This window comes from Treponema denticola ATCC 35405, from assembly GCF_000008185.1.
In the GTDB taxonomy this organism is placed as follows: Bacteria; Spirochaetota; Spirochaetia; order Treponematales; family Treponemataceae; genus Treponema_B; species Treponema_B denticola.
This window is the reverse complement of the sequence record NC_002967.9, coordinates 2,641,631-2,658,432: the sequence shown is the minus strand read 5'-3', so window position 1 is coordinate 2,658,432 and position 16,802 is coordinate 2,641,631. Positions and strand designations below refer to the sequence as shown.

The following is a 16,802-nucleotide window of genomic DNA, read 5'->3' as shown; positions in this document are numbered from 1 at the left end:
ACTATGTCGGATCTTTTTTCTTCATTTTCAAGATTTGCAAAAAGCTTTCCTAAAGGCTCTCTTATATTTGCAGAATTTGAACCCGGTTCATCATTCTATTTGATACAGTCTGGCCGTGTTCAGCTTATAAAAATTATCAACGGATTTGAAAAAAATCTTGACATTTTACAGCCCGGTGAAATCTTCGGTGAGATGGCCATTTTGGATAACTCTCCCCGTTCAGCTTCGGCTATAGCCTATGACGATGTGATGGCCCTCGAATTCAATAAAGAAAACTTTGAAATTTTGATGAAGGGAAATCCGGCCATTGCTATGAGGCTTTTAAAGACCTTTGTAAGGCGAATCTATGCCCAAAGACGCAGGTTTATGATTTTAACCATCGAAGACAGGCCTGCAAGAATTGCAGATGTTTTCTTAATGCTGGATGAAACCCAGCCCAATCTTGACCGCAGTACTGAGATGCGCTCCTTTGATACGACAATTGAAGAGGTTGCCCGCTGGGCCGGTCTTTCAAAAGAAGAAACCGAAGACAATATGCGGAAATTTATAGATCAGGGCAGAATTTCCGTCTATGACGATAGAATTATAGTACAAAACATGACCGACTTAACCCGTTATGTTAATACTCGCCGCTCAAAAGAGCAAAATCTATATGTATTATAAGGCAGGATCCTTGTGAACAATAAAAAAGATTATTATCTTCCTTTTTTGCTTACTGCAATAGTTATTGTTGTAGACCAAGTTACTAAAATTTTGGTTGTACAATATATGTCCGTGAATGAGGTAATTCCGGTGATAGGAGACCTTGTAAATTTGAGGTTTGTATACAATACCGGCGCGGCCTTTAGTCTTGGAGCCGGTTTTGGAGAAATTGCAAGAAAGATATTGTTGGTTTTTTTACCGTTTTTACTCTTGATAGCTCTTACCGGAGCATATCTAAAGTCTGCTGAATTGACAAGGGCTCAAAGATGGTTTATATGCGGAATACTGGGCGGAGGCTTTGGAAACCTTATAGACCGTTTTTTTAGATCTGAAGGTGTTGTGGATTTTATCGATGTAAAATTTTTCGGCATTTTGGGAATGGAGCGCTGGCCGACCTTTAACGCTGCCGATTCCTTTATCGTTTGCTGCGGAATAGGGCTTGGTGTAAATTTAATTTTACAGGGTATCAAACAAAAAAAACTTAAAGACAGCTAAACCGGAGCCATTATGTTTAAAAAATCTATCTTTCTCTTATTTTTAGCCTTTTACATCCTTTTAGCTTTTTCGTGCCGGCCGGCAATAAAAGAATATTCTAAAACATGGTTGTCTATTGGAACTGTTTGCAGAGTCCGCATCCTTACCTCCGAGCCTCAAAAAAAAGCGGAAGAAGTTTTGGAAAAGGTATATGCCGAGCTGATAAAACTTGATTCAATTTTTAATGCAAACACCGATAAGATTTCCGCAGAAAATAATAATCTAAAAGGTCTGACTACTGCAAACGAGTCGGAACTTGAGCGCTTAAACAAAGAGGCTGGGCTTTCTCCTTTAGAGGTTTCCCATGAATTATACGAGCTTTTGCAAATTTCCCTTATGATGGCAGAGCTTACCGATGGCGCCTTTAATCCGGCTATCGGCCCCTTGGTAAAACTTTGGAATATAGGCTTTGAAAATGAGTCCGTTCCTTCACCTGAGGACATTAAAGAGGTTCTGCCGCTTTTAGACTATAAAAACATAATCCTAAGTGAGGGAAATAAGGCCTTTTTACAAAAAGAAGGTATGAGGTTGGACCTTGGCGGGATTGCAAAAGGCTATGCCGCCGATAAAATTGCAAAAATACTTTTAGAGCATGGTATAAAAGATTTTCTAATAGACCTTGGCGGAAATATCCTGGTTTCCGGTAAAAATCCGTCGGGAAAAACTTGGAAGACTGCTTTACGGAATCCGATAATAGGAAAACAAAACCCTGTTGTAAGTATGAATCTTCAAGATGCTTCACTTGTAACATCAGGCAACTATGAAAGATTTATAGAAAAAGACGGGATAATTTATCATCATATCTTCGATTCAAAGACTGGTTATCCTGTACAAAACAGCTTAAATGCTTCTTCCATTGTAAGTGAAAGCTCTACCCTTGCCGATGCTCTTTCTACATCAAGCTATGTTTTGGGAGAAGAAAAAACAAGGGCTCTTTTACAAAAATTGATAACGGTGGATTTTCCCCTTATAGGTAAGCCTAAAATGCCCGCCTGCATTTTATTTTATAAAGATAATTCCATTTCCGTTTTTGGGAATGATGAGATTTCTGTTGAAATTATCGATCAGAATTTTTTTATAAAAAAGTAGATTAAATTTCGCTCAAAAAAAGAAAAGAACCCCCGAAAGGAGGATACGGGGGTTCTTTTGAAGTAGTATGTGTATCTTTTCTGTGTGTAGTCATAATTTATCAAATTAAATAAAAATTGTCAAGTGTTTTTAAGAAAAATATGTATTTTTATTCATTTTATTGCATTTTTATGCGGTTTAATCTAAAATATCTATTTTTTATTAAGATCTGCTCTATATTCTATATATTTTATTTTCTTTTTTTCGATAGCATCTTTTAAAGCTCGTTCAACAGGACTCAAAGCTGCTGAGCCTGTTTTTATTTCTATAAAGCTTATATCGGTAATAGTTCCTTGGGAAGCACCGTTAAAGGCAATGTAGTCTACAGGCTGACCTATAAAGCGTATTTCTGTGGGATTTGCAGGAAAATCGGGGAAAAAGGGAGCAAGCTGCTCTGAAAGTTGCCCGTTTAATACGGCCCTGGATCGTTTTACGGCATCTTTTCTTGCTTCATTTACCCTTTTTAGATTTAAACTCCTTTCCTTGTATTTTCCGATGACCAAACCGAGTAAAAAGAATATTAGAATTATAGATATCCCTAAAGCAATTTTAATCAATCATTTCCTCCAAATATTTGGGTTCCTGCGGCTCTTCTATATTTTCTTCTTTTTCAAATTTATCCTCCTCCGTTGCGCTGATACCGTAAAAAGATAGTATATTATGAGAAAAGGATGAAGTAAATTTTATCAATTCTGCCATTTTAAAAATATCGGCAAGTCGTTGAGATATTTGTTTCTCCGGTTCAATTTGAGGTGTTTGATATAGACCTTGTGTATCCTGCGCTATAAATTCATTAAATTCCGCCTTTAGAACAAAATTTCTAATATATAGGAGTTCGGGACGGTATTCAAAGTGCATATTATCCCAGAGCGTCCACTTTCCGCCCCAGATAAAACCTTCGCTTTCAAAGGCTTCTATTACGGCCTTAGGAGGTATCCATCTTCTGTAAGGCATTATTTTCATCCAATAATCATTACGGGCAGCTTCCCAAAACCAATAGATTTTTTTAGTCTTGTAGTTTGCCGGTAAAAGATCGATAGCCGATCCCCAGCTGTGGTTGCTCAGTTTACCGGAATCTGCTATAACCCTCCAATTAAAACTCCAACACTGGTTTAGTTCTTTTAAAAATTTTTTAACTTCTGTGTTTGTTTTTTGGGCTTCGTATATTTTTGTTTGAACACGCCTTAAAGGCTCTACAACTCGCTGATGGACCCATACATCATACCCCAAGAAACGGGAGCGGCGTATTTGTTTTATAATCTCGTTGCGGTTTTTTCCGTTGAATAAAAGCATAAAAAAAGTGTAATTTGGGGGAGGGGCAGCTTTTCTATTCTTTATTAGACTCTCCGGTTTTAATGCCGATATAAGTTCTTCAGAAAAGTCTTTAGGGTTTTGTACCTCATCGGAATAAAAGTAAGAAATTATGGGAGCCCATTTTTGCCGATTTTGAATATCTTTTTTTGGTAAAAGTCTTCCATCTGCCCAATACAAATTTTGATTTCTTATCGTTATAAACCAATCGTTTAATTCCGAATCAAAGGAAATATTCTTTACAAGGTCAGGATAGGCCGTTTGAATGGCTTTTAAACTAAGCCATGGATTATCAAGATTAACATTGAAGGCAGCAAGTTTGTCTCTGTTTTCGCATGGGACAATGCTTAAATTGCCTATAAAAAATAAAATAAAAAGAAGTTGTTTAAAATTGTTTAAAACTGTTTGCATTTTGGTGCTATCTAAGTACTGAGTCAACAAGAGCCTTAAAATCTTTATTTTCAGGTTTTATCGGTTCCGTTTTACGGATAATAAATACTCCGTCCTCGTTTACTATTGTTTGCTCTTCGTTTATATCAAGCAAAGGCACAGGCTCACTTTCTCCTACTACATCCAGAGTACCCAAGATTGGGCTTTCGTCATACTTTCCCCACATTGAACGTATAGGGCTATAATCTTCGGTAATGTATTCAACCTTTTTAGCTTCTGCCTTTTCCAATTCCGAAATAGGAACATCAAGTTCGGAAAAATCCAAACCTGAGATAGTATATCCTAAATCATTTAAACGGAGCATTGGGTCATCTATATCTTCTATTTCGCTGAGTTCTTCTACAGTCTCAGCATCGTCTACTTCGCTAAGCTCTTCGAGGGCATCGGCGTCTTCTATTTCATCGAGATCTTCTACAGCTTCAGCGTCTTCTACTTCATCGAGCTCTTCGACAGGCTCAGCTTCGTCTACTTTGCTGAGTTCTTCGACGGTTTCAGCTTCCTCTATTTCGCCGAGCTCTTCGACAGGCTCAGCTTCGTCTACTTCGCTGAGTTCTTCTACGGCTTCAGCGTCTTCTACTTCATCGAGCTCTTCGACAGGCTCAGCTTCGTCTACTTCATCGAGCTCTTCTACGGTTTCAGCTTCTTCTGCTTCATCGAGCTCTTCGACAGGCTCAGCGTCTTCGACTTCATCGAGATCTTCTACGGCTTCAGCTTCTTCTATTTCGCCGAGTTCTTCGACGGCATCAGCTTCTTCTATTTCGCCGAGTTCTTCGACGGCATCAGCTTCTTCTATTTCATCGAGTTCTTCTACAGTCTCAGCTTCTTCTGCTTCATCGGGTTCTTTGACAACTTTATCGACTTCCTTGACCTCAGCGGCCGGTTTTGGCTTATCGGAAACATCCTTTTGAGCTTTGACCGCCTCCATCAAAAGATTTATAAGCTCTTCAGCTTTTATATTTTTTAGATCTTGGGTAAGAGATTTGTTTCTTGAGGTTTTGTTTATAATATCAAATATTTCCTGCCAACTATTTTGTAAGAGATCATCTATTTCTTTTCCCTTAGTTTCAAGAATTTTTTTCCCTAATCCTTTTTTTATTTCTGCATTTACTTCATGCCGATGATACTCAAGTTCTTTTTGCAGCTCTGCCCAATTTTCGTTTTGAGATGTTTTTAAATAGTTTTTTAGAATTGACCAATGCAGCGCCTGAATTTTATTTTGAGCAATAAATAAGCGGTTTCTTTTTATATTTAATAATAAAAAGGACATTAAAAATATTGTCACAAAAACCGTAAATACCAAAAAATACTTAACGGTCATGGGGAACATAAAAACATCTTTTTCGGTTATCCGGCCTACATAACCAAAATCGGATTTTTTTGTAATAAGAACCCAGCGATCCTCGCCTTCAAGGCCTATTATGCGTACATTTTGAGGTAACCTTTCCCAGTCATTGAGAACGGCTTCCTTTAATTCCGGAGAAACAACATTATGGTTACCCGTCAAAAGCCCGATTATGGTATGGGATTCGTCGGCGAGGAGGGCTAAACCGTCGCTGATTGAAAGGATGTTTTCTGAAACCAAATGATATAAAAAGCTGTTCCCTGAGATATAAAAAACAGCCGTTCCCCTATATACATCATAGGTATCATAAAAAGGCAAACAATATAGAATCACATCAAAAGCTGTTGAAGCCGTGATTTTTACTTCCGACTTGTCTGCAGATGCTATATGTTGGTATGGAATTAAATTGCCTGCATCGTTGTACCTTTTATATGAAAGCATTGAGTTTGTCTTGCTTAGAATGTCTTCCGGAAAGGTACTAAAGTGAATTTTTTGATATTGTGAATCGATTATCCGCAATCCTGCAAATCCGGGGACTGTCGATATTATTTTTGAAATGATATTATTTCGTGCTTCTATGTCGGATTGGTCTTGATCCTGCTTTACTGCTGACATTAATGCTTCTTCACGAAGGAAATTTTTAAATAACTCGGTGTTTTCTTCATTCCAAGCTATAAAAGTTTTTTCAATCTCTTTTAGGTTTTCATTGATATGCCGTAATATGGAAGGTTTATATATTTTCGTTTCCGTAAAAGATTCATAATCTGAGGCCGTTAAATATAAAAGACCCGAAAATACGGCTAGAGAGATAACTAAACTTATAAAAACTTTTAAACTTGTGCGCAACTTAAATCTCCAATACCTATTTTATCATATTTATAAAGGATTAGTAAACCCTCTACAATATGCTAAATTCTAAGGCGGAATTAATTATACCTCATTACAGTATCGGCGTATTTTTACAAGTCTTTATACATTATGGAGGTTTTTATCGACAAGTTTTAAACGGCTACGGCTTCTAAATCAAAACCGTTTCGGGCTGCAATCCTTGCTTTTACAATGGAACCGGGAGCTATCGGGTTTCCATCAATGTCTTTTTTGTTTAAATTAAAGTTTAAAACAACAGCTCCGTCAACTTCCGGAGCTTGAAACCAAGCCCGTCCGAGAGCTAAAAATGTTTTATCTTCTGCCTGTATAAGTTCTTCTACTAAGACCTCTATTTCTTTTCCTATAAAGGAATCCAGTTTTTTTTCCGTTATGGAGGTTTGAGCATTTTGTATTTCGGCAAGACGGGCTTCCGCCGTTTTTTTGGGAACTTTTCCCTTAAAGGAATATGAAGGAGTATCCTCCTCTCTTGAATATGTAAAGCCGCCCGACCAAAGAGGCCTTAATTCCTTTAAAAACTTGATGGTCTCATTGAAATCTTCGTCAGTTTCGCCCGGAAAGCCTACCAAAAAGGTTGTCCGTATTTGCGGCTCTCCGTAAGGACTGTTTGTTTTTTCAAAAGCCTCCCGTATATTCTTTATGATATCTAGGTAAACCTCGGCAGCTCCATTTCGGTTCATAGCCCTTATTATTTTTTGTGCACCCGATTGAAATGGAATATCGAAATAGGGCAGGAATCTTTTATCTGCCGTCATTATAGGAAGAATATCAAGGGGAAAGTGATCGGGATGAATGTAAAGTAATCTGATTTTAAAATTACCCTTTATTTTCGAAATGCTCTTTAAAAGAAGGGCTAAACCCGAGCAGTTTTCTCTATGCAGTTCATCTTCACTTAAATCATCTTTTCCTGTTTGATAGGCAGCTAAGTCTTGACCTATCAGGTTGAACTCATAAAAGCTTTTTTTTAAAAAGGTTTTTATCTCATCGCAGATGTCTTTAATAGGGCGGCTTCTTAAGCGCCCCCTGATAATGGGTATGGCACAAAAACTGCAAAAGTTATCACAGCCTTCGGTTATTTTGATATAGGTAGACCGCGGAAAGTTAAGTATTTTAGGCCTTTCTCCTCCGCAGATGCCTATTTGCGGAGGAACAAGGGTCTTCTCAATGAATTTTTCATCCGAAGTTTTCTTAGGAAACATGGAGTCTATTAATTGAGGCAGTAGGGAAAGGTTTCCGTTTCCAAAAATACCGTCTGCTTCAGGTAAATCGTTTTTGAGGATATCGGCATAACGTTCGGCCAAACATCCGGCTAATAGAACCTTAGCCTTAGGGTGGGCCGCTTTAGCCTGTAAAACGGCATTTATCGATTCTTCTTTTGCAGAATTAATAAAGCCGCATGAATTGACTATAATAAGATCCGCCTCATCGGGATCGGAGGTGTTTTTCCATGATAAATTTTCCATTATCCCGATTATAAGTTCGGCATCAACCTGATTTTTTGCACAACCGTGCAAATCCATAAAAAATTTCTTTTGAAGCATCTTTAATTAATCGACATCTACAACTATGAATTTAAAGCGTTTGGTTTCATCATCCCGTATCCATTTGAGGTCTTTTACGATAACTTCTCCCGGCCGGCTGACTTCCAAATCAACGGTTTTGCCCCCAGCAACTACTTGAAGTTTTACGGCATTTCCGTTGGATGCCCAAATTCTTAAACCGTTATTGGCTTGAACGGTAAGCTGTTCGGCCTTTTGATAGTACCTTTCTTCACGGTTAGTCCTGTCTGCCTCATATCTGAATAAGCAGTAGCCCCTAAATGTGGCATTTAAGGTTACGGGGTAGGCTGAACCGCTTTCAAACAACACCTTGTAAGTTGCAGCGGCCTGAGAATCGTCTTCGGAAACGACTAAGTCTGTTTCTGTAGAAGGTTTTCCCTCTGAAATACTATTTCCGGTCAAGATAGATACCAGAGCTCCGGACTCCGGGTTATTTTTATCTATGTCTTCTAGGGTAATTTCAACATCAGGTATTAAATCGTTGTTGAGATCTATTTTAACGGTTTGTCCTAAGCTTATTATTTGATTTCCTGTTTCTGTCTTTAAATTTAATTTAGGACTTACTTTTTCTACTTCAATCTTGTATTCTTTATCTTCTATAGTTAATTTTAAGACATCGCCTTCAAATATTCTTTGTTCATATTTTTTCTGACTTATTTCGTGCGTTTTTGCTTCCCTTTTTTCCCGAACTTCGGTTCCTACATTTGCCTGACTGCGTTTTTGCTGTATGGCCGGTATCCAGCTTTTAAATGCAAAAAATACTACTGTAATTATTACGGCAATAGCCGCCAATACACCAAAGCCTATGATAAGGGGTTTAGACAAAGCAAATCCTCTTTTTTCCAATAGAGCATCCGGCGGTAGGGAAGTTTCTTGTATTTTAATCTGTTTATAAAGATTGGTTATTTCTTCGGGGTCAAGGTCTAAATATTCGCAATAATTTCTCAAAAAACCCACGATATACGGTTCTGCAGGGAAAACGCTGTAATCATCGCTTTCCAATGCTTCCAAATACCTTTTGGCTATATTTGTTTCTCTTGCAACCTGATCAAGCTCAAGATCTTTTTCTATTCTTGTTTCGGTGAGTAATTTTCCGATTTCGTTCATTATTTATCTCCCATACCAAATTAATCGACAAAAAGAAAATCATTAAAGGACTTTGCCGTAGAAGGAGCATCAAAAACAAAGTTTTTGCTGCCTACTCCTGCATTTATCCTGTAATTATAAAAATCGAATGTAATTTTACCGCCCGAAACAGGAATTGCCTCAATTCGGCGTATTAGTTTACCGTCAGGATAAATCATGACCCGCAGGGTTTTAAAGGTTTCGGTTGCAGATTTTCTATTCATCAACAAGATTATGACATTTTCAGAGGAGCCCTCTTCCAAGGGCTGCGGAGCCGATGTTGCATCGTATTGAATTGTGTAACCTCTTTTAATAAGGGAAAGGCCCTGAGGAGTCGCCAGCGAAGAACCTCCGGCATTGCTCTGTTCAACATCCTGAGTCAAAATGGTTCTGTATTGAGGCAGGTAAATTGAAAGAGTATTTCCATTAAAAACAATACATTGTTCTGCAGGTGATTTAAAGTCTAAGCGAAGTTTGTCCGGTCTCTTAAACATGGCTGTAGCCTGCTGTGTTGACGATCCGACGGTTATATTCATGTCGACAATATAGTCTTGTATTTGAGCGTATCTATCCGATACTGAAGAAAAAAAGTCCCCTGCAGTAGTAATATTTTGAGAAAAACAAAAAGAACTTATCAAAACAAATAAAATAGTAGTTATATTTTTTTTCATGAGGCATATAGTAAAGCAAAAAAAAGCTATAAAGTCAAGTAGAGGGCGTTTTAAGATTCCGGCTAAAGGCTCCAGGCAGCTTTAACTGCCCGGAGTCTTTTGGTATCAGCCGTTTTATTTTTTATATTTTTGCTCGACCAGTTTTTTTACAAACTCGTCTTTAGCAACATATGGAATAGTGATGTGTCCATTTGAATAGTTTTTGTTGTATTCGATACTGGTGGTAATGGAGTTTTCGTTGCGGGCCCAGTTTCGGCGGGCTACGCCTCCCATTACGTCCCACATAATGGCCGATTTGATGATTTCGTCAACACGCTCGCTTCCGTCAAGCACGAGGCCGAAACCTCCGTTGATGGATTTTCCGATACCTACACCGCCGCCGTTGTGGAGGGCTACAAGGCTCATTCCTCGGGCTGCGTTTCCGGCATAGCACTGTACTGCCATGTCTGCCATTACGTTACTTCCGTCTTTGATATTGGACGTTTCGCGGAAAGGTGAATCGGTGCCGCTTACGTCGTGGTGGTCGCGTCCCATCATAACGGGGCCGATTTCGCCCTTGCGAACCATTTCGTTAAACTTTAAGGCAATGTCGCGTCTTCCTTCAGCATCCTGATAAAGAATTCGAGCCTGAGTTCCTACAACCAGTTTATTCTTTTTGGCATCGCGTACCCAGTAGTAGTTATCCCTGTCCTGTCCTCGGCGGTCGGGATTGATACAGCTCATTGCGGCAGCATCCGTCTTGTCCAAGTCTTCAGGTTTTCCTGATAAGCATACCCAGCGGAAGGGGCCGTAACCGTAGTCAAAGAGTTCGGGACCCATAAGGTCTTCTACATAAGAGGGGAAGATAAAGCCGTCTTTTTCATCGATTCCGTTTTTGGAAACATCCTTTGCGCCCGCATCAAATACGGCTTTGAGGAAGGAGTTTCCGTAGTCGAAAAAGTATGTTCCTCTCGAAGAAAGAATTTTGATAAGCTCAAAGTGGTGCTTTAATGTAGAATCTACTCTCTTGCAGAATTCTTCACGGTTTTCATAGAGGAGCTTAGTTCTTTCTTCAAAGGTCATCTTTTCGGGGCAATAGCCGCCCTCATAGGGTGCGTGGCATGATGTTTGATCCGAAAGGAGGTCGATGTGAACGTTTTTGTCTACACAATATTGAAGAAGGTCTACAATGTTGCCGTGATAGGCGATTGAGATAGGCTCCTTCTTTTTTAGGTACTCGTCAACCTTTTTAAAGATTTCATCCAAGTTATCGGACATTTCGTGAACCCAGCCTTGTTCAAGACGGGTATTGATTCTCGATTTATCGACTTCGGCAAAAACACCGACGGCATTTGCAATTTCGCAGGCCTTGGGTTGGGCTCCGGACATTCCGCCCAAGCCGGAAGAAATAAAAAGTTTTCCCTTTAAGTCGCCGTCGCTTGCTACTCCCAGTTCCTTGCGGCCTGCTGTGAGGATTGTATTAAATGTTCCGTGAACGATACCCTGAGGGCCGATATACATCCAGCCGCCTGCCGTCATCTGGCCGTAGTTGGCAACGCCCATTTCTTCTGCGACTTCCCAGTCCTTATAATTATCGAACATGCCTATCATAAGGCCGTTTGTAATTATGACCCTCGGAGCTTCAGGTTTTGAAGGGAAGAGACCTAAGGGGTGCCCCGATTCCATAACGAGAGTTTGATCTTCGGTTAATTCTTCCAAATATTTTTTGATGAGGCGGTACTGGAGCCAGTCATGGCAGACCGAGCCCGTTTCACCGTAGGTTACAAGCTCATAGGGGTAGAGGGCGACATCGAAGTCAAGGTTGTTGTCTATCATAACCTGCATAGCCTTTGCTGCAAGACATTTGCCCTTGTACTCATCTATGGGTTTTCCGTAAATATTTCCGTGGGGCCTGTAGCGGTAAGCATAGATTCGGCCGTAGGTAAAAAGTTCGTCCAAAAACTCAGGAGCCAGCTTTTCGTGAAGTTCTTCCGGTACATAGCGGAGGGCGTTTTTTAAGGCCGTTTCCGTTTGAGACTTTGTCAAGTTAAAGCCTCGGCTTGGAGCCCGTCTGATTCCCTTTTCAAAAACAGGGTCGGGAGGAAGTGTTGCATCAAGTTTTATTGTCATCGCTTTTCCGATTTCTTTGTTTGTAATCATACTCATCATCTCCTTTTTAATAAATATTATATTGAATAGAATTATATCACAATAGTATTAAATTTTAAAGAGCTTAAAATTTATCCCTATAATTCAAACTGAAGAAGCTGGCAGTTTTTGATTTCTATCTTTTCCAATTCTTCTTGTGAATAAGATCTAAAATATGTGCAAATCATAGTGCTTATCATTCCGTGACAAACAAAAAGTACATTTTCATTTTTGTGTTTTATTTTGACCTCTTCAATTATACCATAGGCACGGTGTGCAGTTTGTACTAAGGACTCTCCTTGCGAAAATCTAAAAAAAGGATTGTCGGTTATTTTTAAAAATTCAGGCCTTCTCCAATCCTTTCCTTCAAAAGTTCCGAAATTTATTTCTTTTAAGCGGTCATCTATTACCGCTTTTATACCCAAAGCTTTTTCGATATAAGCTGCCGTTGCTACGGCTCTTTTAAGCGGAGACACATAGATAACTCTGATCTTATTTTTATCCTGTTCGGCAGCAAGGCGTTCAGCCAGTTCTTTTGCTTGGTTTTTTCCTTTTTCGGTAAGCAAGGCTTCGGAAACACCGCAAGCCAACATCTTAGAATTCCAGTCGGTTTCACCGTGGCGTACAACAAAAAGTTTCATACAAAAATTATATGGTTTTTAAGCTTAAAGGGCAAGTAGGAACCGTTTAATTTTAAAGGGATCTCCAAGCACAGGCCGCGGCCGTCGCAATTCTTGTGCCTGTTTACAAGCTCCCTGGCTCATGTTAAAATAACAACTATGAAGAGGTACTATAAAAGAATCATATTTATACTTTGTTTTACTGTAATGTATTTGGGCTGTTCCGATACTGATGCAGCTCTTGAAGGCTTAAAACCGGACCAAAATAAAAAACATATTATAAGTTTAGCCGAATTATATTCATATATCAAAGAATATTCTCCTTTTTTAAATGATGCTATTTTAAATAATCTTAATGAAAAATATTTTGAGCTTTCAAATAAAATTATGTATGAAAGCGATAAATATAAAATTTACACATACTTTGAAGAGTTATTAGCTGTAATAAATGACGGACATGCTGCCGTTTTTTATGAACAAGGCTCAAAGTCGCCCTTTTATTTTTTACCTGTCGGATTGGACTATGCTGACGGCAAATACTATCTTTTATATAAAGAGAACAATATAAAAATACCTCTAGGTTCAGAGCTTATAAAAATTAATGATGAAGATGTAAAAAAATATTTATTAAATAATATTGCAAAATATATTCCTGTAAAAACGCCTCATGCCTTTGAAAATTCAATGATAAAACGTCTTTTATATTCTTCACAAAATAAAAAAATAAAATTTACATTTAAGGTTGATAAAAATGAAGTTAATTTGGAATTGAAATATTCAATTCCGAGTGAAAAAATCGGCAATATAAAATTCAATAAAATCCCTGATTATTATGATAAACTGAATAGGATATATTCAAGCCGTAATTTTTCGATTTATAGTATTAAAGAAAAATATGCTTTGATACAAATACATAATTTTTTTGATTATCATATTATAGACGAATTTATCGAAAAAATTATTCCTTTGTTAGAAAATTCCGATCGTCTTATTTTAGATATTCGAAAAAATACCGGCGGTAATTCAAGTATAGGATTTGCAATTTTAAAAATACTTACAGGAAAAACAGATACTGAAATATTTTCCATCAATATTAAAGATTTTCAACGCAGATTAACGCCTTTTCTGATTACTTTAACTGCAATAAAAGATAAAAATTTAAAAACGCTAAACAATGATACGCTTACAAAACTAAATTCTTTTATTAACGACGGCAGGTTAATGAAGACTCATCAATTGTTAATGCCGTCAGAAGAAGATGAAGTATTACAAGAAATAAACAGACTTCTTATGCAAAGTAATGAAGTGGAAGAATTAGAAAAAAAACTTATTTCTGCTGCAAATAAATATAAAATCGAGAATAAAGATATAACCGTTTTTACATCTTACAAAAGCGGTTCCGCTTGCGATAATTTTGCATGTTTTTGTAAAGAATTAAACATAAGGCTAATCGGAACAAATACTAAAGGAGCTACAGGAAACATCGGAATATTTAAGCTTACAAATAATTTTTCAATTGTACTATCATTACACAAAACTATGTACAATAATATAGAAATTAACAATAAGGGCATATCGCCTGATGTTTTTATTATGGATACGATTGAAGATATTAAAAATCAAAACGATCCCTGCTTAAATTTCGTTCTGAAAGGGCGTTTTTGATATTACTACAGTTATATTTTTCTTATTTCCCTGAGAGCCTGTTTTTCCATGAGGCGATGAGCTGGAGGGCTTTTATTGGGGCGGTTTCGTCGGGATCGGTTGAAAGAATTTCGTTTAAGATAAGCTCTTCTTCAGGAAAGAGGGATAGACCTTTCTCAGCCGGACTTGAAGGAGTTTTTTCTTCGGAGCCTTGCGCAGAAGGTCTTGCTTCTTGGATAGTCCGTTCTTTTTGAAATTGGCTTCGCATGTATAAAAGGTTTTCGGCCCTTGTTAGAACACTTTGCGGGATACCGGCAAGGCCTGCAACATGGATGCCGTAAGAGTTTCCTGCAGCTCCGTGGACGACCTTTTTTAAAAAGACTATCTTTCCTTCCGCTTCAAGTACGTCCAATTTTAGGTTTATGATTTTTTCGTGCTCCAAGCGGGTAAGTTCATGGTAGTGGGTTGCAAAGAGAGTTTTTGCCTTTATGGTATTAAGAAGATGTTCGCTTACGGCCTGTGCAATTGCAAGACCGTCCTCCATAGAAGTTCCACGGCCGACCTCGTCCATAATAACAAGGCTGTTTCGAGTCGCCGAATTAAGGATGTAGGCCGTTTCTATCATCTCGACCAAAAAGGTTGATTCTCCTCGGGCAAGATTATCCGTAGCTCCCACCCTGCAAAAAATCTTATCCACCGGGCTCAAAACGGCCTTTTCGGCCGGAACAAAGGAGCCTATCTGTGCCAATAGGCAGATTAAGGCTGTCTGCCGCAAAAAGGTGCTTTTTCCCGCCATATTGGGTCCCGTAATGACGGCAAAAGACGGGATAGTTTCATCTTCAGGATTGGAATTTTCGCCGGATAATAGCTTAATGGAATTGGGTACAAAGTCTCCGGCTCTGAGATGATTTTCGACTACGGGATGCCTGCCACCGGTTATATTTAAGATGCCGGAATCGCTGCAAAGTTCGGGCCTTGTCCAAGCGTGTAAAACTGCGGCCTGTGCAAAGGATTGGTTTACATCCAGCTCAGCAACTTCTTCTGCAAGTTTTTGTAAAAAGCAGTGATGAGAGCCTATTTCGGTACAAACCTCATCAAAAACTTCTTTTTCGGCTTCAATCAGCCTTTCTTCCGAGTTATTTATATTATCTTCAATTTGTTTTAAGGATTCGGTGGTAAAACGGTCTGCATTTGACAGGGAGCGTTGGCGGATAAAATAATCGGGAACAGCCGAGATATTTCCTAAAGACACTTCCAAAAAATAGCCCATCATTCTGTTATATTTTATCTTTAGGTTATTGATGCCCGTTTTTTTCCGTTCATCGTCCAAATACTTTTCAAGAATCTCGTGGGCATTTTCTTTTATGTTTTTTATCGTGTCTACCTTTTTTGAAAAGCCTTTTTTTATAAGTTTTCCGTCATTTAAGGCTATGGTGCAGTCATCATCTATCGAATTTTCCAAAAGATCTCGGATTTCGGTCAGCAATTTTTTTTCTTCATCGTTAAGCTGTAAAAAATTGAGCTTCTTTTCTTCTATGAGGCTGCCCATCCTTATTACTGAGTTAAGACTTTGTTTGAGGGCAAGAAGATCCTTGCCGTGAGTTTTTTGCATTGCAATGCGGCCTGAAAGCCGTTCAATATCGAGTATGGAAGAAAGAGTCTCCCGTATAATGGCCGATGCTTTTCCGTCCTTAAAAAGACTGTTTACCTTATCAAGCCTTTTATCTATTTCATTCTTTGAGCGGAGCGGATAGCTTATCCTCCTCCTCAAAAGGCGGGTGCCCATGGCCGTTTTTGTATAATTTACGGATTCAAAAAGGCTGTACGAGGGGCTGTTATCCCTCAAGTTTGTCAAAAGCTCCAAATTTTTCCTTGTGGAATCGTCCAAGGAAACGAAGTCGCTTTCGGCATAGATTTTAATGCCGGAAATGTGGGAAATATCCCTCCCCGAAATCTCTTCCAAGTATTGAAGCAAGAGGCCGGCGGGCGGAACTTCGGGCGAATCGGTATTGAGTAAAAAGCCCTTTAAGTTTTCCGTCCCGAAGGTTGAGCAAAGTCTTTTTTCGGCTTGATCCGGGTTAAAGCTCCAATCGGGGTAAAAGTTTTGCATCATCGAAGGAAATTCCGAAAGGATTTGCTTTAAGGCCGGAAATTCGTTTTGAATCGACTGCTGAATTAAAATTTCTTTCGGATTAATTCTTCCTATTTCTTTTAAAAACTGCTCTTTAAAGTCTGTTTTGGGAAAGGATGTAGCAAAAAAATTGCCCGTGGTAACATCGATATAGGCAAGGCCTGCATAGTAGTCGAATCCGCTGTTGCCTTCCGTTTTTTTATTTGAGCAATAGACAGCGGCAAGGTAGTTATTGCTTCCCTGCTCTAAAAAATCGTCTTCGGCAACGGTACCGGGAGTAATAACTTCGACTACCTTGCGCTCGGTCAGGCCTCCTGCTACGGGTTCCGTAACTTGCTCGCATATAGCAATTTTTTTTCCTGCACGCAGGAGGCGAGCTATGTATATTTTTGCGGCATGATATGGAATACCGCACATAGGTACATCGTTTCTTTTTGTGAGGGTCAGGTTTAAGATTCGGCTTACTTCGACGGCCTCATCAAAAAACATCTCATAAAAATCGCCGAGCCTAAAAAAAAGTATCTCGTCTTTATATTTTGCCTTAATGCTGAGGTATTGCCTCATCATGGGCGT

13 protein-coding genes are annotated in these 16,802 nt (G+C 38.8%); 4 read left to right on the top strand and 9 right to left on the bottom strand.

What is annotated here, in order from left to right; all coding sequences use genetic code 11:
- The first annotated feature begins 3 nt into the window (after positions 1-3).
- Genes TDE_RS12325 through TDE_RS12315 form a run of 3 tightly spaced genes read left to right on the top strand, consistent with a single transcriptional unit; the run spans position 4 to position 2,325 of the window.
- Positions 4-663, top strand: a complete 660-nt coding sequence (locus TDE_RS12325; RefSeq protein WP_002667217.1) for a Crp/Fnr family transcriptional regulator — start codon at positions 4-6, stop codon at positions 661-663.
- Positions 664-675: 12 nt separating this feature from the next.
- The gene (gene lspA / locus TDE_RS12320) at positions 676-1,197 is read left to right on the top strand and encodes a signal peptidase II (protein WP_002680623.1); all 522 of its coding nucleotides are present in this window, start codon (positions 676-678) and stop codon (positions 1,195-1,197) included.
- Between the two features lie 12 nt (positions 1,198-1,209).
- Positions 1,210-2,325, top strand: coding sequence for an FAD:protein FMN transferase (locus TDE_RS12315; protein WP_002680621.1), 1,116 nt, complete (start codon positions 1,210-1,212; stop codon positions 2,323-2,325).
- Between the two features lie 191 nt (positions 2,326-2,516).
- Here TDE_RS12315 and TDE_RS12310 read toward each other — a convergent pair whose 3' ends face one another.
- The 8 genes from TDE_RS12310 to TDE_RS12275 form a co-directional block, all read right to left on the bottom strand.
- Positions 2,517-2,921: a Holliday junction resolvase-like protein gene (locus tag TDE_RS12310; RefSeq protein WP_002680619.1), complete on the bottom strand. Its 405-nt coding sequence runs from the start codon at positions 2,919-2,921 to the stop codon at positions 2,517-2,519.
- Complete coding sequence (locus tag TDE_RS12305; RefSeq protein ID WP_002680616.1) at positions 2,914-4,113, bottom strand: M15 family metallopeptidase; 1,200 nt, start codon at positions 4,111-4,113, stop codon at positions 2,914-2,916. The genes TDE_RS12310 and TDE_RS12305 overlap by 8 nt, the downstream gene beginning before the upstream one ends.
- The gene (locus tag TDE_RS12300; RefSeq protein WP_010957276.1) at positions 4,094-6,313 is read right to left on the bottom strand and encodes a hypothetical protein; all 2,220 of its coding nucleotides are present in this window, start codon (positions 6,311-6,313) and stop codon (positions 4,094-4,096) included. Before TDE_RS12300 ends, TDE_RS12305 begins: the two co-directional genes overlap by 20 nt.
- A 155-nt stretch (positions 6,314-6,468) precedes the next feature.
- The gene (gene rimO, locus TDE_RS12295; RefSeq protein WP_002680609.1) at positions 6,469-7,872 is read right to left on the bottom strand and encodes a 30S ribosomal protein S12 methylthiotransferase RimO; all 1,404 of its coding nucleotides are present in this window, start codon (positions 7,870-7,872) and stop codon (positions 6,469-6,471) included.
- 27 nt (positions 7,873-7,899) lie between these two features.
- Positions 7,900-9,018, bottom strand: coding sequence for a helix-turn-helix domain-containing protein (locus TDE_RS12290; RefSeq protein ID WP_002680601.1), 1,119 nt, complete (start codon positions 9,016-9,018; stop codon positions 7,900-7,902).
- Positions 9,019-9,038: 20 nt separating this feature from the next.
- Complete coding sequence (locus TDE_RS12285) at positions 9,039-9,707, bottom strand: LolA family protein (protein ID WP_002673641.1); 669 nt, start codon at positions 9,705-9,707, stop codon at positions 9,039-9,041.
- A gap of 114 nt (positions 9,708-9,821) precedes the next feature.
- A complete protein-coding gene (locus TDE_RS12280) occupies positions 9,822-11,846 on the bottom strand; it encodes a urocanate hydratase (protein WP_002680599.1) in 2,025 nt (674 codons plus the stop codon).
- An 86-nt stretch (positions 11,847-11,932) separates the two neighbouring features.
- Complete coding sequence (locus TDE_RS12275) at positions 11,933-12,475, bottom strand: histidine phosphatase family protein (protein ID WP_002680597.1); 543 nt, start codon at positions 12,473-12,475, stop codon at positions 11,933-11,935.
- A gap of 186 nt (positions 12,476-12,661) precedes the next feature.
- Between TDE_RS12275 and TDE_RS12270 the strand changes: the two genes are divergently transcribed.
- A complete protein-coding gene (locus TDE_RS12270) occupies positions 12,662-14,119 on the top strand; it encodes a S41 family peptidase (RefSeq protein ID WP_002680595.1) in 1,458 nt (485 codons plus the stop codon).
- Between the two features lie 22 nt (positions 14,120-14,141).
- On the opposite strand, the gene mutS is transcribed toward TDE_RS12270, so the two are convergent.
- Positions 14,142-16,796, bottom strand: coding sequence for a DNA mismatch repair protein MutS (mutS, locus tag TDE_RS12265; protein ID WP_164920616.1), 2,655 nt, complete (start codon positions 16,794-16,796; stop codon positions 14,142-14,144).
- Positions 16,797-16,802: the final 6 nt, after the last annotated feature.